Source organism: Asticcacaulis sp. AC402, from assembly GCF_000495835.1.
Lineage (GTDB): Bacteria > Pseudomonadota > Alphaproteobacteria > Caulobacterales > Caulobacteraceae > Asticcacaulis.
This window is the reverse complement of sequence record NZ_AWGC01000020.1, coordinates 23,054-47,698: the sequence shown is the minus strand read 5'-3', so window position 1 is coordinate 47,698 and position 24,645 is coordinate 23,054. Positions and strand designations below refer to the sequence as shown.

18 protein-coding genes are annotated in these 24,645 nt (G+C 58.5%); 6 read left to right on the top strand and 12 right to left on the bottom strand.

Going from position 1 to position 24,645, the window contains the following annotated elements; genetic code table 11:
* The first annotated feature begins 63 nt into the window (after window positions 1-63).
* From ABAC402_RS32810 to ABAC402_RS32800, 3 genes are read left to right on the top strand one after another with little or no spacing between them, the layout of a single operon-like run.
* A complete protein-coding gene (locus tag ABAC402_RS32810) occupies window positions 64-1,254 on the top strand; it encodes an MFS transporter (protein ID WP_023450061.1) in 1,191 nt (396 codons plus the stop codon).
* Window positions 1,255-1,260: 6 nt separating this feature from the next.
* The gene (locus tag ABAC402_RS32805) at window positions 1,261-2,643 is read left to right on the top strand and encodes an FAD-containing oxidoreductase (protein ID WP_023450060.1); all 1,383 of its coding nucleotides are present in this window, start codon (window positions 1,261-1,263) and stop codon (window positions 2,641-2,643) included.
* Between the two features lie 3 nt (window positions 2,644-2,646).
* Window positions 2,647-3,348 carry a peroxiredoxin-like family protein gene (locus ABAC402_RS32800; RefSeq protein WP_023450059.1) on the top strand — a complete coding sequence of 234 codons (702 nt, stop codon included), beginning with the start codon at window positions 2,647-2,649 and terminating at the stop codon, window positions 3,346-3,348.
* A gap of 200 nt (window positions 3,349-3,548) precedes the next feature.
* Here the strand turns inward: ABAC402_RS32800 and ABAC402_RS32795 are convergent, their stop codons facing one another.
* From ABAC402_RS32795 to ABAC402_RS32790, 3 genes are all read right to left on the bottom strand, one after another.
* On the bottom strand, window positions 3,549-4,436 hold the full coding sequence (locus ABAC402_RS32795; protein WP_023450058.1) for a LysR family transcriptional regulator: 888 nt from the start codon (window positions 4,434-4,436) through the stop codon (window positions 3,549-3,551).
* Window positions 4,437-5,025: 589 nt separating this feature from the next.
* On the bottom strand, window positions 5,026-5,754 hold the full coding sequence (locus ABAC402_RS0120395) for a cytochrome c biogenesis CcdA family protein (protein WP_031235712.1): 729 nt from the start codon (window positions 5,752-5,754) through the stop codon (window positions 5,026-5,028).
* Between the two features lie 3 nt (window positions 5,755-5,757).
* The gene (locus ABAC402_RS32790; protein WP_023450056.1) at window positions 5,758-6,147 is read right to left on the bottom strand and encodes a thioredoxin family protein; all 390 of its coding nucleotides are present in this window, start codon (window positions 6,145-6,147) and stop codon (window positions 5,758-5,760) included.
* 517 nt (window positions 6,148-6,664) lie between these two features.
* Between ABAC402_RS32790 and ABAC402_RS32785 the strand changes: the two genes are divergently transcribed.
* Complete coding sequence (locus tag ABAC402_RS32785; protein ID WP_023450055.1) at window positions 6,665-7,921, top strand: hypothetical protein; 1,257 nt, start codon at window positions 6,665-6,667, stop codon at window positions 7,919-7,921.
* A 514-nt stretch (window positions 7,922-8,435) separates the two neighbouring features.
* On the opposite strand, the gene ABAC402_RS32780 is transcribed toward ABAC402_RS32785, so the two are convergent.
* From ABAC402_RS32780 to ABAC402_RS32760, 6 genes are all read right to left on the bottom strand, one after another.
* Window positions 8,436-9,980, bottom strand: a complete 1,545-nt coding sequence (locus ABAC402_RS32780) for a tryptophan halogenase family protein (protein WP_023450054.1) — start codon at window positions 9,978-9,980, stop codon at window positions 8,436-8,438.
* 27 nt (window positions 9,981-10,007) lie between these two features.
* On the bottom strand, window positions 10,008-11,513 hold the full coding sequence (locus ABAC402_RS32775) for a tryptophan halogenase family protein (protein ID WP_023450053.1): 1,506 nt from the start codon (window positions 11,511-11,513) through the stop codon (window positions 10,008-10,010).
* Between the two features lie 3 nt (window positions 11,514-11,516).
* Entirely contained in the window at window positions 11,517-13,016 is a 1,500-nt protein-coding gene (locus ABAC402_RS32770) for a tryptophan 7-halogenase (RefSeq protein WP_235079973.1), read from the bottom strand.
* A gap of 3 nt (window positions 13,017-13,019) precedes the next feature.
* Entirely contained in the window at window positions 13,020-14,561 is a 1,542-nt protein-coding gene (locus tag ABAC402_RS32765; RefSeq protein ID WP_031235710.1) for a tryptophan halogenase family protein, read from the bottom strand.
* Window positions 14,562-15,119: 558 nt separating this feature from the next.
* Window positions 15,120-15,755, bottom strand: a complete 636-nt coding sequence (locus ABAC402_RS0120390; RefSeq protein WP_031235709.1) for a hypothetical protein — start codon at window positions 15,753-15,755, stop codon at window positions 15,120-15,122.
* A 224-nt stretch (window positions 15,756-15,979) separates the two neighbouring features.
* A complete protein-coding gene (locus ABAC402_RS32760; RefSeq protein ID WP_023450049.1) occupies window positions 15,980-19,348 on the bottom strand; it encodes a TonB-dependent receptor in 3,369 nt (1,122 codons plus the stop codon).
* A 915-nt stretch (window positions 19,349-20,263) separates the two neighbouring features.
* On the opposite strand from ABAC402_RS32760, the gene ABAC402_RS32750 reads away from it, so the two are divergent.
* Complete coding sequence (locus ABAC402_RS32750; protein ID WP_023450047.1) at window positions 20,264-20,446, top strand: LacI family DNA-binding transcriptional regulator; 183 nt, start codon at window positions 20,264-20,266, stop codon at window positions 20,444-20,446.
* A 224-nt stretch (window positions 20,447-20,670) separates the two neighbouring features.
* Window positions 20,671-21,492 (top strand): NIPSNAP family protein, encoded by an 822-nt coding sequence (locus ABAC402_RS32745; protein WP_023450046.1) that lies wholly within the window; start codon window positions 20,671-20,673, stop codon window positions 21,490-21,492.
* Window positions 21,493-21,685: 193 nt separating this feature from the next.
* On the opposite strand, the gene lldD is transcribed toward ABAC402_RS32745, so the two are convergent.
* Genes lldD through ABAC402_RS32730 form a run of 3 tightly spaced genes read right to left on the bottom strand, consistent with a single transcriptional unit; the run spans window position 21,686 to window position 24,574 of the window.
* A complete protein-coding gene (lldD, locus tag ABAC402_RS32740) occupies window positions 21,686-22,837 on the bottom strand; it encodes an FMN-dependent L-lactate dehydrogenase LldD (RefSeq protein ID WP_023450045.1) in 1,152 nt (383 codons plus the stop codon).
* Complete coding sequence (locus ABAC402_RS32735; protein ID WP_023450044.1) at window positions 22,834-23,622, bottom strand: kinase; 789 nt, start codon at window positions 23,620-23,622, stop codon at window positions 22,834-22,836. Before ABAC402_RS32735 ends, lldD begins: the two co-directional genes overlap by 4 nt.
* Window positions 23,606-24,574, bottom strand: coding sequence for a D-glycerate dehydrogenase (locus ABAC402_RS32730; protein WP_023450043.1), 969 nt, complete (start codon window positions 24,572-24,574; stop codon window positions 23,606-23,608). The genes ABAC402_RS32735 and ABAC402_RS32730 overlap by 17 nt, the downstream gene beginning before the upstream one ends.
* Window positions 24,575-24,645: the final 71 nt, after the last annotated feature.

The window sequence follows — 24,645 nt, the reverse complement described above, 5'->3', positions numbered from 1 at the left end:
ACTGAACCTGCCTCCCAGAGGTCCCCGAACCTCCGGGAGGCATCTTCCAACGAAGGACCTGCCATGCAATCGCGCGTACACACTGACCCGGCCCCGGCGTCGCGAACCCCAGGTTCACTGGGCAGTGTCGCCATCGCTCTTATCGCCTTCTTCACCCTGGTTGACCTGTTTGCCACCCAGGCCATCTTGCCCTTGCTGGCTCATGCCTACGATGTCAGACCGGCCGCTATGGGCGTCGCCGTCAATGCCTCAACCTTTGGCATGGCCATAGGGGCTCTCCTTACGGCCGTGTTCGGCACCTCCCTTGACCGCCGCTGGGGCATCGTCATCAGCCTTATGATCCTGACCGTGCCAACAGCCCTGCTGGCTGTTGCCCCCGATCTGACTGCTTTTTCCGCCCTGCGTATCATCCAGGGCCTGTGCATGGCGACGGCCTTTACCCTGACCCTGAGCTATCTCGGTGAGGTTTGTTCACCACAGGCGCAGGCGAGTGCGTTTGCGGCGTATATAACAGGCAATGTCGCTTCCAACCTTTTTGGCCGTCTGCTCGCGGCTTCGACATCCGACATGTATGGATTGAGCGCCAATTTCTATGTCTTTGCGGCACTCAATCTGATGGGCGCCGCGCTTGCCTTTCTCTGCATCAGGCCAAGCCTGAAGAACAGACAGAGTATGTCCTTTAGCCAGCGCCTGAGTCAGGTCTCGGCGCTCGCCACACCACCGGTCCTGGCCGGTTTCGGCGTCGGCTTCTGCATTCTGTTCGCCTTTATCGGTATCTTTTCCTACGTCAATTTTGTGCTGATGGAACCCCCTCTCGGGCTTGGCATGATGACCCTCGGGCTTGTCTATTTTGTCTTTGTGCCCTCGATTATTCTGACACCCCTGGCAGGCAAAGCTGCCGCCTGGCTCGGCACGCGCGCAACCCTATGGGGCGGCCTTGCCGTTGCGGGACTGGGCTTGATCCTTTGCCTGACCTTGACCCTTCCCATGATTCTGTCCGGTCTGGTTCTCGTCGGCGCTGGCACCTTTTTTGCGCAAGCGACGGCGACTGGCTTCATCAGTCGCGCGGCCGGACAAAACCGGGGCGCGGCCACCGGCATCTACCTGACCAGTTATTTCGCCGGAGGGCTGGCGGGGGCTGCGGTTTTAGGGCAGGTCTTCGATCGCTGGGGCTGGAACGCCTGCGTGGCGGGCGTTGGTCTTGCCCTCGTTCTCGCAGCAGCGCTGGGCAGTCAATTTGTCCTGAAGGAATAGATTCCGATGGTCGAACGCTTCGATGTGATTGTTATTGGTGCGGGCCAGGCGGGTCCCGCCCTGGCCGTACGCATGGCCGGCGAAGGCCGCAAGGTTGCGCTGATAGAGCGCGAGAGACTTGGCGGCACCTGCGTTAATAGCGGCTGCATACCAACCAAGACCCTGGTATCCAGCGCGCGCGCCGCCCACATCGTGCGTCAGGCTGCGGATTTCGGTGTTCTGACGTCGCTCCCGACGGTTGACATGAAGGCCGTCAAGGCGCGCAAGGACGCGGTGGTCCAGGCCTCAAGAGATAGCCTGGCGCGCTGGGTTGGTGAAACGCCTGGTCTTGAACTCATTGCCGGCGAGGCGTGCTTTGTCGCGCAGAAGACCGTCCGGGTTGGACCCCGTGAACTCAGCGCCCCCCTCATTGTCATCAATACCGGCGGTCGGCCGGTGGTGCCAGACTGGCCGGGACTTGCTGGGACAAGGTACCTTACAAACGTAAGCATGATGGATATCAATACCGTTCCGGACCACCTTATTGTCGCGGGTGGCAGCTATATCGGCCTGGAATTCGCGCAGATCTTTCGGCGTTTCGGCGCCAAAGTCACTGTCATTGAGTATGCTGACCGGTTGATCGCCCGGGAGGATGAAGCCGTCAGCAAGGCGGTTGAATCCGCTTTGGCGGCAGAAGGCATCGACTTCTGTTTTGGCGCGCGCGATTTTACCGTCGAGCCGGTAACCGCGGGTGTCCGGCTCAGCCTGACGTCTGAGGGGGCACCTGTTGTTATCGAGGGCAGCGATCTGCTCCTGGCGCTCGGCCGGCTTCCCAACACGAACGACCTCAAGCTTGAGGCCGCCGAGATAGCCTTCGATTCCCGCGGGTTTATAATCGTCGATGACCTGTTGCAGACAAATGTTGACGGTATTTATGCACTGGGCGATGTCAATGGCCGCGGTGCTTTTACCCACACGAGCTATAATGACTATGAGATATTGGCGGCCAACCTTCTGGACGGTGCGCGCCGCAGGCTCAGCGACCGCTTCACAGCCTATGCGCTTTATACGGACCCGCCTCTGGCACGGGCGGGCATGTCAGACGCCGCAGCGCTGGCGTCAGGTCGAAGAATACTCAAGGCGCACCTGCCGATGAGCCGCGTCGGTCGTGCCCGTGAGCGCGGCGAGACGATCGGGTTTATGGAGGTCCTCGTCGATGCCGACAGCGAAGTGATACTGGGAGCCACCCTGTTTGGCATTGAAGCCGATGAAGTCATTCATATCTTCATCCAGGCGATGGCGTTGAAAGTGCCCTACTCGCAACTGCAATGGATTGTGCCAGTCCATCCGACTGTGAGCGAGCTTATCCCAACCTTGTTAAGCCAGCTATCACCCCTGGAAAGGACCTGAGCCTTGACCGGAAAAAGCCCCTATGAGGTCATTGGCGAAATGTTTGACGCAATGCGGATGAGTACCGCACCTCTCAACGAGCGCCTGAACGCCTTTGCCGAAGCCATCCGCGAAGGCAGCCCGCAGTTCACGCCACTGGTGGACAATCTGATCCTGCGGCTCAGAGCTTCGGGCGCCGGGCAACATGCGCCGGACGCCGGTGACCCCATGCCCAACTTCCTGCTGCCCGATACCTCGCAACGTCTGGTGAGCCTGGCGGAAATTCTTAAGCGAGGCCCCGCCGTCATCTCCTTTTATCGCGGCCATTGGTGCCCATATTGCCAATTGGCTGCAACGACTTACGCAAACCTTGACGCCAGTGTCGGTGCCGAACATATGGTGGCCATTACACCTGAAAAGCGCAAGTTCAATGCACAACTGGCTTTTGGGGCCGGCATGACCTACCCTGTGTTAACAGACATCGACTGCGGCTATACGCTTTCGCTCAATCTGGCTTTTTGGCTTGATGCGGCGTTCAACGACATGCTCATCAGTATCGGACGCGACCTTGGCGCCTATCAGGCCGGCGCCGGTTGCGTCTTACCAATACCCGCGACCTTTGTTATCGATTCCCATGGCATCGTCGTCAGGCGGCATGTCGATCCGGATTATCGTCAGCGGATGGAGGTCGAGGATCTGATCGAGGCCTACCGGTCAGCGACGTAGGGTGTCGATCTGTCAGGATGAGCGCCACGTTCCAAACCTTGTCTTTGCCCCCCGGCCGACGAACGTATGACGGTTTGAGGACCGCAGCGGAGAAACCCATGAAGCGCAATCCGATGAAATGGCAGCCACTTTTCGGAAAAATTGCGCGACAAAACAAAAACTTAGAGCGGGGTTTTGATTCCATCAAAACTCATCCCGCTCTAATGAAGCTGTTCCGCCCAGTCGGTGGTGCGCATAAGATTGAGAAAAGCTGACGCTTCCGGTGAGCGCGGCCGACCTGACACACTGTAAATCGCTACCGTGCGTCGCAGGTCTACGTCCTGGAGCGAGTAGCGCGCCAGCCGAGTCGACCGCAACATACTCAACGGTACCAGCGCGACTCCCATATTGGCCTCGACCAGGTCGGCCATATCGCGCTCGGAATCAATTTGATGCGCCTTTTCAAGCGAAATGCCGCAGGCGTTCAAGCTGCGGTGCTCCTCATCGGCGATTTCACTTCCAGCCTGAACCAGAAACATCTGCTCGCGCAGGACCTCAAGGGCAATTACGGGGCTATTGTGGCTCGCGAGTGGGTGACCGCTGCCAACCAGAACTTCGAACGATTCGCTGAACATTGGCCATTCATCGAGCCGATCCCACTGCGCCGCGACCGGCCCGGCGACGCCCAGTTCAATGTCGCCGGCCTTGAGAAGTTCCACGACGTCCTTGCCGGTGCCACGACGCAGCTTCAGGCGGAGATTGGGAAAAGTGCGAAAAAGCTCGGCCAGAGCTTCACGCAAGAGGTCGAGGTCGACGGTGCGTGACAATCCCAGCTCCAGCGAGCGCGATTCGCCGGAAACGACAGATTTTGCGACCGACTTTGCCGACTGCGCGCTTTCGTAGCATTGCTTCATCAGCGGCAACATATGTCTGCCCAGGTCGGTCAGATGCGTCATCTTGCCTTCGCGACGGATGAGTTCGCCGCCGAACTCGATTTCCAGCCCCTTGATGGCGCGGGTCAGAACCGGTTGGGTGATGTTGCATTGCTCTGCCGCACGCGTGAAGTTAAGCGTGCCGGCAAGGGCTAAAAAATAGCGGACCTGTTGCATTTCCAAGGCGAATTGATCCCCGAATCCCAGAGCGCAATCCGATAAAGTGTGCAGCACTTTTCGGATAAATTGCGCGACAAAACAAAAGCTTAGAGCGGGGTTTTGGTGCCTCTAAAACGCATCCCGCTCCAGGAAATACACGAACCTGTACCGACCCGCAAAACTCTCGGCACATTGCGGACTGGCAAGCGCAACTGCGCTCACGAACTCCTGCGAGGCGCCATTCGGCAATTAACTGAAAAAGGCAAGACCCACCTGCACTACACGTGGCAGTCTCTTTGTAGCCTGGCATTAGACGCTTGCGCCAGTTAGCCTAAAAGCGCCGCCTGAGTCACGACCCATTTTCAAAGCCTTACGCACATGCGACATCTTTGTCCGATCTGAAGGCCCGCATTGGCACGAAGCGGTCACGCAGCGCAGGCCTCCCCTGAATACCAAAGCGCGCGAACCAATTTGCGCCGTTGCGCCCTAAACGCCCCGAAAAAATCGTCACCGTCAAACGCTGGGTACGATCACCACGAAGACCTGAAGTCAGTTGCAAGCGAAGATGCGAACTGTGTCCCTCAGGTTTGACCTTGTCGCGTTGGTCTCAAAAGCGCGTTGTCAAGTCCGTCAGGCCAACAGGCAGAACGGACAGCAGCCAGGCTTCGAGGTTATGATCGAGACCCGTGAGGATAAGCGCTGCCATCAGCAACATCAGACCGCCCAAAAGGTATTTGCCCCACGTCGCCGTCTTGACGAGTCCTGTCCGAACGCGTGACAGCGCCGACCGCGAGACAAGCCCCACGAAGAGAACCGGAATCGCGGCGCCCAGCCCGAAAAACACCATGATGACAGCAACCATCGGCAGGTCACGGCCCTGCGCGGCGAGGACGGAGGCGGCACCAAGCGTTGGCCCGACGCACGGGCTCCAGACGGCACCCAGCAAAAGGCCGAGCAGGAATTGCCCGGCAAGTCCGTCGGTGGAGATACGGTTGATGACGGCGTTACCGCGCTGGCTGACGGCACTGGTGGCTGAGGCGATAAGGTCTTGCAGATGCCGGCTTAACAGGACCAAGCCAAAGACACCCAATATGACAGCGGACACCTTGCGAAAAAGGTCGCCATCCAGTCCGATGGCAAAACCGATGGTGGCGACAAACAGGCCCACGGCCACAAAAGAGGTCACCAATCCTGCGGTAATGGCATAAAGCCCGAACCTGTGGCTCGAAGCGGCGGGAGCCACCACGAGTGGCAGGATAGGAAGGACGCATGGCGATAGCGTAGACAGGACACCAGCGGCAAAGCTAAGGCCCACGCTCGAAAGTTCGAGGGTCATGACTCACTGGGCCGGCGTGCTGATCAGCGCGCGGATCGAGGCCGGGTTGGTGTCGCCGACGGAACGTGCCGTTTCCTTTTTGCCACGAAAGACAATCAGGGTGCTTTGCTTTTGCGCACCCAAACTGCGCAGCTCTGCCTTTTGTGAGTCAAATTTCAGTTGATAAACAACCAGGTCTTTGAAGGCCGGGTCTTTCTGCAATGCGGTGAGAACAGGTTGCTGCTTGCGACAGGTCGGGCACCAGCTGGCATAAACATCGATTACAATATGCTTGCCCTGGGCCTGCGATTCCGAAAACGCCTGTTGCGTAAAAGGGCGCGCCTCACCCGCGTGGGCCAGCGTCGCAGTCATGACGGCCAGCCCAAAGACGCTGGCCCCTATGGCGTTGAGCATCGCCCGCTTCGAGATATTGAGAGACATCATGGTTTCCTGACGTAATGAGAGAAATGGGGTGTTGTCAGGCTATACGATGGGCGCCGCACGGAAGTTACATCGGCGAGGCAGAAAGTCGCCTTAATGTGTCCATCAGGTGGGCTCGTCATTCATCGCTCGGCAAACCTCTCGGCATTGGACGAACTGACCTTGCGGACATCAGGGCGGTGTCGTTTTTCGGCAGACAAGATGCACATCGCAGATGTGTTCGCGCCAATGTAATACCAAGCCTCATAAAGAATGACGCTTGGTATTCCCTTTTTTTCAGCTCAAGCGCCGCATGGCTCCTCGCATAAGCTCGGGCGCCCCAGAACGTTCTTTGGCGCGCTTGCCAACCCACGATGAGTCAAGATTTCCGCGGGTTGGTATAAGAACGGTCCCGACATCTGAACTGCAATTTGCCTTACGAACGTCGGCAGATTCCACGATCCAGAGGGTTTTAACCTTATATTTGCCTCCGGGCGGTAAGGTTTTGCCGATGTCGAAGCTCCCTTTTTTGATTACCGCGATCCTCGCCACCGCCGCTGCCGGTACCGCCCACGGCCAGTCGATGGACCTGTTCGGCCCGCAGACCTATTCGACCTGGGTCGATATCCGGGCGAGATCGGTTGATGGTGAACGCAGTTGGCTCGACGGCGGTTTCGGCAAGCTGCGAACGGGGGGAGATACATCGGACATCGCCATCGCCCAGGCGGTCTTGTTGTGGACCCCGCGTTTCTCCGACACGATCATCGCCAACGTCTTTGTTCAGGGCGCACCGGACGCCAACCCGTCCATCGATATCAGCGAAGCCTATATCAAATGGAAACCCGTGCCGACATCAGCCACGCGCTTTAGTCTGCGCGTGGGCCGGATGTTCGCCCCCCTCTCGCAGGAACATGACGGACCGGGCTGGACTTTGACGCGCACACTGACACCGTCAGTTATAAACAGTTGGGTCGGCGAAGAACTGTTGGTCGATGGTGTCGAAGCCAATGTCCAGAGCCGTTGGCGCCAGCACGGCCTGGGTGCGACCCTTGGACTCTATGGCTCCAGCGACACGGCGGGAACCCTGCTGGCTTTCCGTGGCTGGGCGCAGCACGACCTGATATCGACGGGGCATTCCAAACTGCCCTTGCCGCTCGGCAACGTCAGTGGCTTCAACACCGTCTTTACGCAGCAGGCAACGATCAGTCGCCCCGCTGTCGAAGTCGACGGTCGCCTCGGACACTATGTACGTCTGGACTGGCGTCCGCCGTCCCTCATCGCCTTCCACCTGAGCTACCTGCATAATCCTGGAAAAACCACCCTTGTAGAGAACGGACAGTACGGTTGGGCAACCCGACTGGTCGAAGGCGGGTTTCAGGCGCAGCTGAGCCCTGGCAACACGCTTCTGGGCCAGGCGCTGACCGGCACAACCCAGATGGGAGGCCTGGTGAACGCCGACCGCGAGGCCGTCGATATTCGCTTTGACGCAGCCTATATCATGCTCAGCCACGCCTTTGACAACGCCTCAACGCTGTCGCTGCGTGCCGACTCTTTCAAAGTGACAGACCGTTCGTGGATGCAGATCGACAACAACAACGAAAAGGGACGCAGCGTAACCGTGGCCTGGATCAAACCCCTTAATGATCACTTGTCCCTGGGCGTGGAGGCGGTCCACATTGACAGCCGGCGGCCGTCACGACAGACTCAGTCTGTGGCCGAACGCCAGCACCAGACCCTGATCCAGGTGTCGGTCAAGATCAGGCCCTGACGCTATGTCCGCCCAGCGCACGGGCAGGAGATTCGTTTTGAGAACGTTTAACTTATATCAACCCGCGAAAATCTTGACTCATCGTGGGTTGGCAAGCGCGACTGCGTACGTTTCTGGGGCGCCCGAGCTTATGCGAGGAGCCATGGGGGGCGCCTAGTCCGGCGTTTGAGCTGAAAAAATGCGAATACCAAGCGTCATTCTTTATGAGGCTTGGTATTCGAGCGCGTTTCAATCTGGTAGAATCGGATCGGCGCTCTAAGTTTTTGTTTTTACGCGCATCTTAATCCAAAAAGTGCGTCACACATTTTGGGATGCGCTTTAATTACGGAGTTAACTTTTGATGCGCGCCATCGTGTTCACGTCAGGAGATTGCCGTGACAAGGCAGGCGTGAATCGAAATACGTGAGGAGCCCCACTATTCCCTACACGTCTGAAACGTTTGGGGAATATTGCGCCTGTCCCGGTGCTTCGCCTGTCCCTGTGTTTTCGACCCCGCATGCTTTTTCCCATGCTGTTACAGTTTAAGCGGGTGTTTGTCATGGTTGATTGCCGACGAACTACTGCAATGCCTGTTGATATAGGCCTGATGGCCGGGCATCATCGCGAGCGACCGCGTAACGTCGTCCTCAAAATGTGTCATGCGGCGCACGAGTTCCTCCTCCGAGATCATGTCTGCGATCGGGTGGTATCGCTTCGGCTCGATATTCTGGCCATGCATGACGGCCAGCCAACTGACTTCATTGAACAGTTCGTTGTCGTGACGGTATTGCCGCGCATTCTCCCGGAATATGGCCAAACGGTCTGCAAGCGTCTGTGGTATCGCCATGGTCCGGCAATAGTTCCAGAACGGACTATCGTCGCGCGCGGTGGCATTATAATGCAGAATGATAAAGTCGCGGACCTGTTCATATTCCAGCCGGGTTCGACGGTTGTAATAATCGATGTCCGGCTGGTTGAAGGTCTTGTCTGGAAAGTTGGTCATCAGGCGGGCGATGGCCGTCTGGATCAGGTGGATCGACGTCGATTCCAGCGGCTCCAGGAAACCCGACGCCAGTCCCAAGGACACGACATTGTTCTTCCAGGGGGTCCTGCGTATGCCAGCTGTAAACCTCAGAAAATTCGGCTCCGTGAGGGGGGCGCCATCCAGATCGGCATTGAGGCTGTCCAGCGCGGCTTCGTCGGATATGTAGGCACTGGAATAGACATGGCCGTTACCCGTTCGCGACTGGAGAGGGATGCGCCATTGCCAGCCCGATGACTTGGCTGTGGCGCGCGTATAGGGGATCGGATCCGCGACCCGCTCACATGCCCGTGCAACGGCACGGTCGCACGGCAGGTAGTGGCTCCAATCGTCATACCCCGCCTTGAGAGTCTGCTCGATCAGCAGCCCGCGAAATCCGGAGCAATCGATGAACAGATCGCCTTCGATGACCTCGCCGGTTTCCAGGACGACGCTTTGAACGTTACCGGAGTGCGGATCCTGGACCACATTCGTGATACGGCCTTCCGTCCGGGTCACCCCCCGGGCCTCAGCGCACTCGCGCATCAAACGTGCATAAAGGCTGGCATCGAAATGGAACGCATAGGCAATCAGGCTTAGCGCGGAATTGGCCTTGGACAGGTCCGGCCGCTGAAACTTGGCGGCCCGTGCGGCCTGTATCATCAGGCTGTACCGCTCCAGCGGCGGCGCCTTGCCCATGGCCGCATAACGCAGCCAGAAATGGTGGAAGTGGATGCCGTCCATAGGGGCGCCGTAGGGGCCGAAGGGGTGGATATAGCTCTGCCCAAGCCGTCCCCAGTTGACGAATTCGATGCCAGTCTTGAAGGTAGCATTGGTCTTTCTGACGAATTCGTTTTCGTCGAGCCCCAAGAGGCGATTAAAGTAAAGAATATGCGGGATGGTCGCTTCACCGACGCCGACCGTGCCGATGGCTTCGGATTCGACGACCTGGAAGGCAACCTGGTTGGCTGGCAGCAGTTTCGACATACCGGCGGCCGCCATCCATCCGGCGGTCCCACCGCCGACAATAACAACTTTGCGAATTCTCATATCTTGCATGATGTGGCTTTGCGGTTGGGGTAAAAATCAGGCCCGCGCAGCGGGACAGTAGCTTTGCAGAAAGGCAGCGTGGGTCGGCATGCGGCCCGCCTCGGCGTGCATGGCCCGACGCATGGAGTCCAGGCTGTCCATGACTGTATCAGATGGCAGCATGGCGATCACAGGGTCGAAGCTTCGCGGCATGATGCCCTGGCCCAGGAACACGGCAATCCAGCTCGGGCGTCCGAACAGTTCCTCCCTATAGGCGTAGGTCCGACCTGCCGTCCGGAACAACTCGATCTTGTGACTCAGGCTATCGGGGATGCTCATGGTGCGGCAGTAGTTCCAGAACGGCGTGTCGTCGCGTTCGGTCGCACTGTAATGCAGGATAATGAAGTCACGCACCTGCTCGAACTCGGTCCGCATGTGCTGGTTATATTCCTTGCGCACCACCTCGGGCAGCGAAGCGTCCGGGAAAAGGGCGATGAAGCGGCTGATGCCTTCCTGGATCAGATAGATCGAGGTCGATTCCAGTGGCTCAAGAAAACCCGCCGACAGGCCGATGGCGACGCAATTGTTCTTCCAGAAGGCGTGGCGGTGCCCGGCCTTGAAGCGAATTTGACGAGGTGATGCCATGGCCTCGCCGTCAAGATTGGTGAGCAGTATCGCGGTGGCTTCGTCGTCCTCCATGAAGGCGCTGCTGTAGATATGGCCGTTGCCGGTGCGCGTCTGGGTCGGGATCCTCCACTGCCAGCCCGCAGTCCGGGCCGTCGAGCGCGTGTACGGCAAAAGCGGACCGGCATGGGCGCAAGGCACGGCCTGTGCCGAGTCGCAGGGCAGCCAGTGGCTCCAGTCATGATAACCAACGCCCAGGGTTTTGCCGATAAGTAGCGCGCTGAACCCTGTGCAGTCGAAGAACAGTTCCCCGTTGATCGTCTCGCCCGTGTCGAGCCGCAGCGCGGTGATGTCTCCCGATTCCGGCGCCTGCAGAACCTCCTCGACCTTGCCTTCGACACGGCGCACGCCCCTCGCCTCCGCATAGGTGCGCAGGTAGCGCGCATACAGGGTGGCGTCGAAATGATAGGCGTAGCGAATATGACTGCGCGGAGAATTTGTCGTTCCCGGCAGGTCAAACCGGTTTTGGCGGGAAGCCACCGCGGACATGCTGTAGGCGTCGATGGGATACGCGTTGCCGTCGGCGCGGCTGCGCAGCCAGTACTGGTGGAACTCGTAACCATTCATATCGACGCCATGGCCGCCGAACGGATGGATATAGGCATCGCCCTTGCGCCCCCAGTCGACGAACTCGATGCCCAGCTTGAAGGTGGCGTGGGTCGCCTTCATGAACTCGTCTTCGCGAATGCCGAGGTGACGGTTGAAATTGATGATCTCAGGGATGGTCGCCTCGCCGACACCGATCGTCCCAATCTGGTCAGACTCGACCAGGGTGATCGATACGAATTTCGGGTCGAGTTGGCTGGACAGTGCCGCCGCTGTCATCCAACCTGCGGATCCCCCGCCCAGAATGACGATCTTCTTTATATACGAGGTCATGCCTCACCCTTGAGTTTGTCGAAGATAGTTGGTCAGACCGTTCAGATAGGTTCCGTGCGGTGGCATGGATCGGATCACACTGTCGATGTTGCTGCGAAGTGACTCAAAATATTGCCTGATCCTGGCATTGTCCGCGCCATCAACAATGCGATCATACCGTAACGGCCTGCGGCCCATTCCGTAATGAAGAATGAGCCAGTCTTCCGGACCGAACGGTTCAAGATCGTAAGCGACATGCAGACCGCGGCTTTCAAACTGTTCGATCTTGCGTGCGAGGCGTTCATCGGCAGGTGTACGGGTGGCGTCACGCCAGTAGAGAGACCCCTCCACGGGTTGCGTCTCGAACAGGGCGCGCATGAACAGGTCGGCATGGACATAATCTGCCAGGGCCTGGCGATTGTACTCACGGCGCTCAACCGACAGGTCGTCAGAAACCGGCAACAGGGGTAGCAGGCGTTCGATATCACGCTGAAGCAGGAGTATGGGCGCGATGGTCAGGGGTTCCGCCACACAGGCCGCGTGCCCTATGCCGACGCAGTTACCGACCCAGGCGATGTCGCGAAAGCCGATGTCGACGGTCGCCGACCGTACCGGAGCCGTCTCAGGCACAGCCTGTGCCTCCAGGTCCGAGTCCGGATCGCTGGTCGTCAGCATGAGGGTGGAGGTGCGTAAGGCGGTCTTTGCCTGCCAGCCATAAGACGTACCGTTGACAGTCGTAACAGCCGGGCCAGGCGTTTCCGCTTCCATGCGTGTCAGAGAGACGCAAAGGCGACGCTTCTGTCGCAGATCGGCGCTGTGACGCACCCCGCCGATCTGCGACAGAAGTGTTGCCTGAGGCCCCGTAGCGTCGATCCACAAATCGGCCGTCAGGGTCTGGCCATTGCTCAGATGAATGGCTTTAATGGCGCCATCGACGGCATCAATCGCGGAAACATCTGCCGCGACCTTTCGCACGCCGCCATTTGCGGCAGCAAGTTCGAACAAGGCTCCGTAAGCCGTGGCGTCAAAGTGATAGCCGTATTCCGCCCGCGACAACGGGTGGGCAGGGTCTTCAGGCGGGTGGGCAAAGACGCCGCGTCGTGCCGCCACAGCCGATACCAGAAATGGCTCCAGTGCCGCCTGACCTTGTTGCGTCAGGTAGTGTTGGAACGTCGCGCCTTCCAGTACCGGCAAAGGCTGATGAAAAGCCTGAACCCAGTTCAGCTTAAGCGCGCCCCAGTTCGTGACATGCGTTCCGTATGAAAAGGTCGTATCGCTGTTCAGGATCAGCTCCGGCTCGGAGACCCCCAGCGACAGATTGAAATCGTAGGCCGTGGGCGGTGCCAGGTTGCCATAAAGAAAGTCGCTATCCGCGCTCGATATACCCGCAATCCAGGTCACGCCGAGCGAGTCGCAAAGATAAGGCGCCAGGGCGGCGCAAACCTGCTGAGCCGCCAAACCACTGCCGCAGACCACAATGTGACGGCCTGCAGAATGCGCAGGCGATGTATCAGATGTTGCCATGGGTTAACCTGCCTGCGCGACCAGCGGGCCAGTGTCGGACGCCGCCCCCATTTGGCGGATATAGTCCTTATGGTCGGGTGTCGCCGAAGCTGCGGCGTTCACCCTCCGCCTTAAGCCTTCGGCACTCTGGACCAATCTGTCGTGCGGCATCCGGTCGACACGCGGATCATAATGACGCGGTAGCAGGTTCTGCCCCAACATGACGGCAACCCAGCTTGGTGGCAAGAAAACGCCGAACTCGTAGCGGATGAGTTGCCCCCGTGTAAGCCATATCTGGATTTTTTCGTCCAGACTGTCGGGAAGTTTCAGGTTGCGAAAATGCCGCCACATCTCAGTGTCGTCACGCTGGGTCGCCGCATAGTGCAATAAGAGGAAGTCACGCACCCGTTCGAAATTCACCCCCATACGCCGGTTGTATTCGTCGATGTCGGATTGGAGAAATCTCTTGTCAGGGAAGATATGCAGCAATTCACTGATGCCTTCCTGAATCAGATGGATCGAGGTCGATTCGAGCGGCTCCAGGAAGCCTGCCGCAAGTCCGATGGCCACGACATTGTGATTCCAGAGCTTCTTGCGTCGGCCAGTCGTAAAATAAAGCTGACGCGGGTCGGCCAGGGCCGGCGCATCCAGATTGCCGAGCAAGCGGCGACTGGCGTCCTCATCGCTGATGAAGCTGCTGCAATAGACGTAGCCATTGCCCGTTCGATGCTGCAAGGGGATCCGCCATTGCCAGCCGGCTTCGAGGGCTGTCGCGCGCGTGTACGGTGTCAATGTGCCCCGCGATTCGCACGGCACGGCCAAGGCCCGATTGCACGGCAGCCACTGGCTCCAATCCTCATAGCCCGTTTTCAGCGCCTGCTCGATGAGAAGGCCGCGAAAACCGGAACAATCTACGTATAGGTCGGCCGCAACAACCTCGCCACTGTCCAGGGTCAGCGAAGCGACATGGCCGGTTTCGGCGTCCAGTCGCGTATCAACGACCTTGCCCTGTCGTCTGACGACGCCCCGTGCCTCGGCGAACTGACGCAGAAAGGCGGCGTAGCGTGTCGCGTCGAATTGATACGCATAGCCATAGGTCGATTCGATCCGGGTCGCGTCGGTCGAGGGGTGGCGAAAACGGTTGGCTTCAGCGATAGAAGTCGGAAAGGCATAGTCGTCAAGACGAGACGCCAGGCCGCTTTTCTGCAGGCGCAGCCAATGCTGATAGAAGGGAATGCCGTCGATCTTCTCGCCGTAGTCGCCAAACGGATGAATATAACGGTCGCCGATGCGGCCCCAGTTGCAGAACTCGATGCCGAGTTTGAAGGTCGCTTCGGTCGCCTTCATGAAGGTGACTTCGTCTATGTTAAGGGCCGTATTGAAATTACGGATGTGAGGCAGGGTAGCTTCACCAACACCAACCGTGCCGATTTCTTCGGATTCCACCAGAGTAATGGCAATCGGCAGCCTCTTGAATTCGTGCGCCAGGGCGGATGCCGCCATCCAGCCCGCCGTACCACCGCCCACAATGCATATGCTTTTAATTGCCTGGGGATTATCGCTCATGCTCGGGGTCCTCTCTGCCACAGTGTCGGCCTGGCCTGGAATATAGCTATACAATGATTTGCGCCATAACGACCAAACTCATGAGGGATTGAACCCACCTGCCGGGGGCCGTGCAGTGTACCGACGCGTCGCCTTGCCGTCGGCGCTGGAGCAGACTCATAAACATAGTGCGCCGGATATAGCTCACGGCGACCGGTTCGTAGCTTGGATGTGACCGGTGAAAACGTGATAAGGGCGCCGCGTTTCTCGGGCGCGACGCCCCAGGTCGTTCTGGCACAATTTTTCGGGAGAAGAATTGAAGCCTCAGTCATTATAACTCATATAAACTCAAAGTCAACAAGTATAATGTATATCTGAAATCGTTAACTACTGCATTGCGACATTGAGAAGCGCGTATTTAAAGTATTCAAACGCATAAAGCGCCAATCGAAAGATGTGCGGACTGCACCCAATCGAATCCCAATTACACGTAATACTCACAATATCCGCCACACTATTTGTGAGCTGCTGTGCGCCAAGCCATTGAAATGACCTGGCGCAACAAACCTTTTTGCCGCTTTATTGTACCGACGCGCGGAGTTCTTCGATTGTAGATTTGGCATCGAAGATATCCGGCTGTTTCTTGACGCCTTCGAACTTGGCTTCATCACCATTGCCCATCTGGATAATCAGAGCTGCCTGAACAACCTTCTTGGGCTTCCAACGTTCGAGAACCGAAGGGGGAACATCACCGCCGCCGAACCCGCCTGTGGAAGGGCCCATTTGCACATTGCCGTCACCGCCCCCGGCACTGTTGCCACCCGCCGGACCTGAGCCCGAACCGCCGACGCTGCCCGTCGCAGACATGGTGTTACCAATAAAGGAGCCTGTACGCGACGCAATATCATCTTCGCCGCCTCGCTCGATGCTTTTGACCGTGGAACTGAGAACGGCGAACCACTCAAAGCCGGATTCTGCCGTCAATTCCGCCGCGCGCAGCAAGGCATAGTTCGCAGCAAGTGCCTTTTTTGTACGTGCTTCGCCGGTGAAGACGACAACATAACGATTATCGCCCATAGGGGCTGAGGTGTAACCCGCACCACCCGTTGCGTCGGCAGGCTGGTAGATAGACGTTTGCGCCATAACACCAGATGGAAGGTTACCAACTGCGCTTATGGCTATGGCCGAAGCCACGATGGTCAGAAATTTCTTCATTGTGGAACTCCTTCTTGCCGGTTGACAACGCGGCTTTGACCACGACGCAACAGATCACCGAATAAAGCGCCCGATCAGACGGCCTGATCCAAAAGGCCCCCAGGAAAAAGGCCCTCTGGAGCGGCGCTTACCCGCGTCTACTCAACGTAAATATGTACGGACTATGACCAAACAAGGGGTGGGTGTATTTCCCACCCCTTGCCGGACATCATGCGTTGTGCACCTTAGTACTGGTAGCGAACGCTGAACACGAAGCGGCGGTCGTTCAGGAAGCTGAAGCGATCAACGCGTTGACCATCAGCGCTGATTTGCGCTTCGGCCTTGTTCTTGGTGTCGAGCAGGTTCGACGCGTTCAAGGCAACCTGAAGCTTATCGTTCACGTCATACTTGATCGAGCCGTCAAGGAAACCAACTGCCGAGTTAAAGATCGGACCACCGGTGATGTAGTCACGGTAGGTGGTCAGGTTCTCATCACGCCAGTTGTAAGCCAGGCGACCTTCCCATTTGTCGTCCTGATAGATACCGACAAGGTTCACAATGTACTTGGATTGACCCAGCAGGTTGTTGACACCGAAGCGATAGATGGTGCCGAAAGCGTCGGCCGCGCCATCACCATCAGCGTCGACGAAGGGCGGCGGTGGCGCGGCACTTGCGTCGATGTAGCTGAAGTTGGCCTGCATACCCAGGTGTGACAACCAGCCAGGCAAGAAGTCATAGAACTGCTGATAGGACAGTTCGAAACCTTGAATGTCGGCCGTGTCCTGGTTGACCAGGCCACCATACACCACGCTGACCGTCTTGCCATCGAGGGTCATGGAACCCACAGTCTCGTCGCCGCTTTGGATGATGTTCTTCAGTTCCTTCTTGAAGAAGGCTGTCGAAACCGTACCACCCTGGAAGTACCACTCCCATGACAGGTCGTAGTTGACTGAGGTCGTCGGCAACAGGTTGGGGTTACCACCCGTGATGCGGATCTGTTCCAGCGAGAAGGACGATGCACCGCGGTCAACACCGAACAACGGATCCTGAACGCAGGGCTCCGGGGTACATCTCGGGATGACCGGGAAAGCTGCACGGCTGACGACAGCACGCAGTTGCTGGCCGGCACGCATGTCCTGGATATTCGGACGGCTGATGTTTTTGCTGGCGCCGAAACGAATCAGCATCTCCTCGTTCAGGTTCCACTTCAGGTTAAAAGAAGGCAGCCAGTGTTCGTCTTCGACGGCGACGGTTTGCGCTTCATACTTTCCGATCTGGCCTTGCGGGCATGCCACGCGAATGTCAGTACCCAGGCCAGGGCACAGAAACCTTGTCGTTTCGGGCAAGAAGTCCTGCACGGAGTCGCGGCTTTCGGCATCCGGCGTACGGGGATTTTGCACCGTCGAAGCCGTTTGCGGATCGGCATCGAACGAGCGGTAGCTGAGGAAGCCAGCCGAATCCAGATTGGTTTTGCTGTAGCGTACGCCAAAGTTACCATCAATCGACATGCCATTATCGAACTCATGACCGAAGTTGGCCATCAGATAGACGTTATTGGTCGTCTCGGTGATGCTCGAGACGTTGGCATCGTTAAAGATGGGCTGATAATTCGCATCCAGTTGCGTGGCCCAGTTGGTCTTCAGCGTACCATCGGGGTTTGACAGACGGCTATCGGACTGCATGAAGCGCAGCATGGCCTCTGGACTGAGCAACAGGTCAGAACTGATGACCGAAAACTTGGTCTGGCCGCCCTGATCCGTCATGAGTACGCCGGAGTCACGATAAAAGTCAGCGAAGTCAATGGTCTCATACAGCTTGGAATCCATCGCCGCCAGTGTGCCGAGACCGACATTGCCCCAACGCGGTCCGATGCCACCCCAGTTCAGGTCTGCCTGCTTGTTGACCTGACTACGTTCGGACGTACGGACACCAAACTTCACCGACTTGAACCAGTCATTATCCTCGAAGTCGTATTGGACATCGGCGCGGAAGGCCGTCAATTCCCCCGTACCGCGCTGATGGCCCTGCGAGTTGAACTTCCAGTATGTATTGCCGGGATCGTCCGTGCCGGTAATCGGCGCAGAGACGTAACCGCCGTTGCCGTTGAAGGCAGTGCTGAACTGTGTCCGCGGATCAACGGTCAAACGAACGCGCGGGTCGTCCAGACCAGGTTCCAGATATGCGATAGCAGCAGTGGTGGTACCACCCCACAGTTCGTCAACAGAGGCTGTCGCCTTGGTCTGCTGGGCGTCGAGTTCGACAAACAGACGGTCTGTCGGACGCCACTTGTAGTTCAGGCTCAGGTCCTCTGTCGTTGACTTCTCGGTCTTACCAATCGACAGGACGTCAACATGGAGGCCATAGGCACCAAACCATGAGTCGTCCATATGGGAGATAATTCCCGACTCCATCAGGCCGGCTGTCGTTGCAAAGGTGTTTTCGCAGTAGTCCTGACCGCGTGGTGGATTTGCGCCGCCGTCAGCGTTCGGGTCATTACAGAGGTTCAGGGCCGGGGTAGACCAACCGGTATTGTACTTGGCACCGGTAATAGCGTAATTCTGATTGTTACCACCGCCTGGGAAGGATTCGAGCGTACGCTCGATGCCCTGGGTCTCGTTGTCGACCCGGACGTACTTAGCGGTCAGGCGGGAATTGTCATTCTTCCATTGCCCGGCGATGTAGAAGCTGTCACGATTACGATCGACGTCGTTGGTCCGCATTTGGAAGCCCAGCATGGCGCCGGCGATCGGGTCAGTGGTCGTCCGAGGCAGGGAGGTGAGACGCTCACCCGTGCTGTTGCCATTGGCGCCAACAACGCGCGGAATCGGCGCAGGCTGCTGCCAGCCTTCGATCCGCGACAGCAGCTTCGAGGTCGAATAGGAGCCCATCAGGCCGAATTCACCGATATCCGTCTGCCAGCGATTGCCGATCATGGCGTTGTAGGAGGGCGACCACTTCTTGGCCAGGTCACCATAGTTGAAATCCGCCGAGACCGAGGCGAAGTAACCCCTGCGGTCGAAGGGTTCCAGCGTACGCAGGTTAATCGTGCCACCGATACCGCCTTCGATCAGGTCGGCCGACGAGTTCTTGAAAACGTCAACGGCGCCGACGAGTTGGGGTGGGATGCTGGACCAGTCCAGAGCACGACCCGCATTGGCCGTGAAAGCGTCACGGCCGTTGAATTCCGAACGCACGAAACCCAGACCGCGGACCAGGTTACCGCGACCTTCGGGCGACGGGAAGTCAGGGCTGCCGCCCGTTGTGAAGCGCGTGACGGTCACGCCGGGAACACGCTGCAGGGCTTCGGCGACCGACAGATCCGGCAGAGACGAAACGTCCGACGCGGTAATGGAATCGACAAAGGTCGACGCTTTACGCTTGATCGACGCAGCGGTTTGGAGAGAGCCACGAATGCCGGTGACGACAATAACGGTCGTTTCATCTTGTGGCGCGGCGGCTTCACCGGCGGGAGCGGGCGCCGCATCTTGCGCATAAGCGGCACTCGAAAGCAGTGCAGCCGCGATGGCCGTGGTTCCCAGCAGAATTCTGCCCAGGCGAGATCGCGACGACGTTCCGCCCCAATTTTGAACGGATTTGTCCCTTGTGTTTTTCATATTTTAAGTCTCCCTGCCTCGGCTTCTTTGGCCTGAGGATCATTAAGCCTCCCGCAAGCGGGAGACGCCCTGTAGATTTTTTTTATCGATCACGCACCGGCGCCCTGTCTTCCCAACATCAGCACTTTTTGTGACGCCCACGCGATGTGACGAAACGAGGTTATGATAGCGGTCACATACTTTCAAGCATAAAAGTCGGACATTTTGGATTGTGTTCCAACCGTGGCGCGATTGTGACACACGTAGTTCACATTGGCCATTTTCTCGGCCGGTGCGACTGCCGCCTCAGGCGCTGCATCCTGAGCGAAGGCCGCCATTGACAGCGCTGTCAACGGCACGCCCGACAGCACTCCACGCAATGCCAGCTTTAGGAACTCCTTACTGCCTAAGCCCGAAGCCATGTGGTTCGTGCCCGTGATGATTTTTGCCGTCTGAATCCGGGACTGTCGATTTCCGGATGTCTTGTGGGTCCTGGGTCCGCCATTGACTGATCGCTGAATGTTCGCCCAAAAAGACAAAAACCAACGAATGCAACAAATGGGTCAACCCTTTGTTATATCTAACTAACTAACTTGACGATGCCGCCACACAACTTCATATTGAACGGTAACGAGTCGATACGTTCCGACATTGGGTGTTACAAATTGCCGCACCTATGTCAAGAAATTTGGCATCGATGTCAAAAATTGGCCCGATGTTGTGTCCTGTTTTGTGTCCGCGTGTGACAATCCTGCATGCCCCAGTGGATAGACGCCTTCAAAGCTCTTTGAATTTTGGGATCGATGCGTTGGAGCGCAATTCTATAAAGTGTGACGCACCCGCACGGGCGCTCCCGTTTTTGGAAAAAGTTGCGCGACGAAACAAAAAGTTAGAGCGTATCTTTGATTCCGTCAAAACACTTCCAGCTCTCAAGATATGGCGACTATAGACGACATAGCCAACCTGGCCGGCATTTCGGCGAAGACCGTGTCGCGCGTGCTGAATGACGACAAGGCCGTCAAGCCCATCACGCGCGAGGGTGTATTGGGGGCCGCCCTGAAGCTCGAATATCGCCCCAACGTCCAGGCAGGAAACTGGTTTTGGGAACGTCAAATTTAAATGAAGAGTTAACTTTTGATGCGCGCCATCGTGTTCACGTCAGGACTTTGCCGCGACGAGGCAAATGCGTATCGTTCTTCCGTAGAGTCCCTACCACGCGACACAATGGAGAAATGGTAGAGATCTAAAGACAGTATGCGGCGCATAGATTATCGGTTAGATCAGCTACTTTACGGTCCAGGCCACTACAGGTCGATCTACCGGCGCGAAGACAGGTGGGAAACATGACGACCCTTGCCAAAACAGGTTACGTTTCAGTTTCCCGCCGCGCCGCCGCGATCGTCGCCATCGCCGTCGCCGCAATGGCCCTTCTCTGCGCCTGGGCAACCCGCAGCGAAAGTCTCCCGCCGCCGCCTGTCGGCCTCTACGAGTTGCGCGTCTACACGGCAGCCGACGGCAAGATGCCCGAACTCGATGCCCGCTTCCGCGATCACACGATCGGCCTTTTCCGCAAGCACGGCATGATGCCGATCGCCTTCTTCCATCCGGAAAATCCCGACGATCACCGCCTTATGTATATCATGGGCTACAAGGACCGCGCCGCACGCGACACCGCGTGGACTGCTTTCGACAGCGACCCGGAATGGACCAGGGTCTACAGCGCCAGCCAGGCCAATGGCGCTCTCACCGCCAAGGTCGAGAGCCTGTTTCTGGTGCCGACCGATTACGCCCCGGCGCTGGACCTCACGCCGGCAACGCCGCCGCGCTACTTCGAGCTCCGTACCTACACCACCCTTCCAGGCAAGCTGGAAAATCTCCACACCCGCTTCCGCGACCATACGCTGGGCATATTCAGGAAGCACGAAATGACCAACATGCTCTACTGGCGCCCCACCGGCGACCAGCCGGGGATGGATAACAAGATGGTCTACCTGATGGCCTACCCCGACAAGGACGCGCGCAACGCCGCCTGGGCCGCCTTCGGTGCTGACGAGGCCTGGAAGAAGGTCGCCGCCGACAGCGAGAAGGACGGCCCGATCCTCGCCGCCACCGGCGGTGTTGTCTCGGTTCAGATGAAACCCACAGACTACTCGCCGCTGAAATAAATACGAGAGCGCAATCCGATAAAGTGTGACGCACCCGCACGGGCGCTCCCGTTTTCGGAAAAATTGCTTTATAAAACAGAAATTTATAGCGGGATGGCGATTCTGCCTAAAGCCATCACGCTCTGGCAGAAAGTAAGGGCCTCAGGGTTAAGGGCGTCATCGGCGTGACGGACGAACAGACGGCCGCCGCATCCTACAAATTCCGGTTCACCCGCTCGGCCAGCAGGCCCTCATTGATCTGATCCACACGCGTCACGCCGGTCAGGGCCATGGCTGTGCGCATTTCCTTGTCGATCAGACCCAAAAGGTTGCTCACCGCCGCCTCGCCGCCCGTCGCCAAAGCATAAATATAGGCCCGGCCCAAAAGCACGCCCCTGGCGCCCAGGGCCAGCATCCGCACCACGTCCAGCCCTGTCCGCACGCCGGAATCGGCCAGGATGGTCAGGTCGTCACCCACCGCATCAGCAATCGCCGGCAGGGCGCGCGTCGTCGACAAAGCGCCGTCCAACTGACGGCCGCCGTGGTTCGACACCACAATGCCGTCGGCCCCAAACCGCACGGCATCGCGCGCATCTTCCGGATCGAGTATACCCTTGATGATCATCGGACCCTTCCAGATATCGCGAATCCATTCCAGGTCCTGCCATGAGATCGACGGATCGAAATTGGCCCCCAGCCAGCCTATATAGTCTTCCAGGCCTGTCGCCTTGCCGAGATAGTCCGAAACATTGCCGAGATCATGCGGCGTGCCACGCACACCGACATCCCACGCCCATTGCGGCTTGAACATCGCCTGGACCATGCGGCGGATCGGGCCGAAGTCGCCGCTCATCCCCGAATGTTTGTCACGATAGCGCGCGCCCGGCACCGGCATGTCGACCGTAAAAACCAGTTTGGACACGCCCAGGCTCTGGGCGCGCTCCAGGGCGTGCTTCATGAAACCACGGTCCTTCAGGACATAGAGCTGGAACCAGACATTGTGGCCGGATTTTTCGACGATCTCCTTCAGCGGGCACAGCGAGACCGTCGAGATGATATAGGGGATGTTGGCGTTTTTGGCAGCCCTGGCGACCTGGACCTCGCCGCGGCGGGCATACATGCCCCCTAAGCCCACCGGCGCAAGCGCCACCGGCATGGCCAGTTTCTCGCCGAACAATTCGGTTTCCAGCGACACGTCGGCGACGTTTTTCAGGATGCGCTGGCGCAGGGCCAGGCGCGAAAGGTCGTCGACGTTCGCGAGCAGGGTCATTTCTGCATAGGAGCCACCATCGAGATAATCGAACAGGAAGCGCGGTAACTTGCGACGAGCGGCTTCGCGGTAATCGGTGGCGGCGGAAATAATCATAGCAAACCCCTGTCGGCATCCAGATGCAGGGTCAGATCGGCCCGTCCCGGCATCTCGCGCAGGATATAGCGTGTAAGCCGTTCATAGTGTTGGATAAAACGCGCAATCTCAGCGTCGGCCATGACTTTTCTGCCGCTTCGGCCTTCGTTTTCCAACATGCGGGACAGGTCGTGTTCCTGCTGCGTCCGCCACGACTGGACGACCTCGAAACCGGGGGCCGCCAGCAGCACCAGGCGGTCGATTCGACGGAACAGGTCGCGGTAAGGCCCGTCCAACTGAGCCTTGACGTGGCGCCGCCACACTCCGTCGGGGTCTTCATCGCGTTCCAGCGCATTGACCGCAGCGCTCAGTTCGCCGTCGAACTGGGATTGTGCTCCGACACACCAGCCCTCAAAGATGATCACGTCCGGCGCCGTCACCACAGGCCAGACTTCGCGCGCAAACGGACTGTCACTGGCCTTGTCGAAGCGCGGCAGAGCGGTTTCACGCCCGGCGATCAGATCGTCGAACACCTGCACTCCCAGGGCCACATCATGCGTGCCCGGCACGCCGCGGGTGGCAAACAGGGGATGGATAGCGACCGGCCGATCTTGCGGTGCCAGGTACAGATCATCAAGCGAGATCAGAGCAACCTTGGCCCCCTCGCCTTCCAATCTTTGCTTGAGGGCGACGGACAGGGTCGATTTCCCCGAACCCTGGGCGCCGCAAAGTCCCAGGACGAACGGCCGTCCCGGCGTGCTCCACAGGACGACTGAGGCATGGACACGCTCAAGCGACCCGGTCACCGACCGTCTCTCCGGCAAAAAACTGATCGACATTGCGCGCCGCGCGCATGCCCATGGCCTCACGCGTTTCCACTGTCGCCGAGCCCAGGTGCGGCAGCAGGACGGCATTATTCAGCGGCAGCAGTGCCGCGTTGACCACCGGCTCGCGTTCGTAGACGTCGAGGCCGGCCGCCCAGATGGTGCCGGCAGCCAGGGCCTGGGCCAGGTCGTCTTCCTTGACCACTGACCCGCGCGCCGTATTGATCAGTATGGCCGAAGGCTTCATCAGATTGAGCAGGCGGTGGTTCACCATATGGTGGGTGTCCGGCCCGCCTGGCGTGTGCAGCGACAGCACGTCCGCCTGCGCCGCCAGTTCGTCCAGGGACGCGACATAGCGGGCGTTGTAGGTGGCTTCTGTTTCCGGCGCGGCCCGGCGGCGACTGAAATAGGCGATCTTCATATTGAGCGCCGTGTGCGCCTTGCAGGCCGTCGCCTGGGCGATGCGGCCGAACCCGACCAGGCCCAGGGTCTTGCCCTGCAGCGACTGGCCCATCAGGGCAGTGGCACCCCAGCCCTTCCAGCCGCCGCCGCGCAGCTGCCGTTCGGCCTCGGAGGCGCGGCGCGACGCCATCAGCATCAGCATCAAAGCGATGTCGGCCGTGGCCTCGGTCAGGACGTCCGGTGTGTTGGAGACGGTGATGCCGGCGGACGTGGCGGCAGCGATGTCGATATGTTCATAGCCAGCACCGAAATTGCCGATCATCTTCACCCGGGCATCAGGCGTGGCGAAGACTTCGGCCGTCAGCTTGTCGGTGACGGTCGGACACAGAGCATCATACTGCGTCATCGCTTCGCCGAGCTGGGCCGGCGTCAAGGGGGCGGCATCATTGACGGTGACGTCGTAGCGCGCCTGCAAATAGGCTTGTGCGCCGGAAGGCCAGGGACGGGTGATCAGGATCTTCGGCTTGGGCATTAAGGCGTCTCTTGAAGAGGGGGGCACGCCTTTCCTCTGTAGTGATCCGTCAGCGGTCTGGCTATAGACCT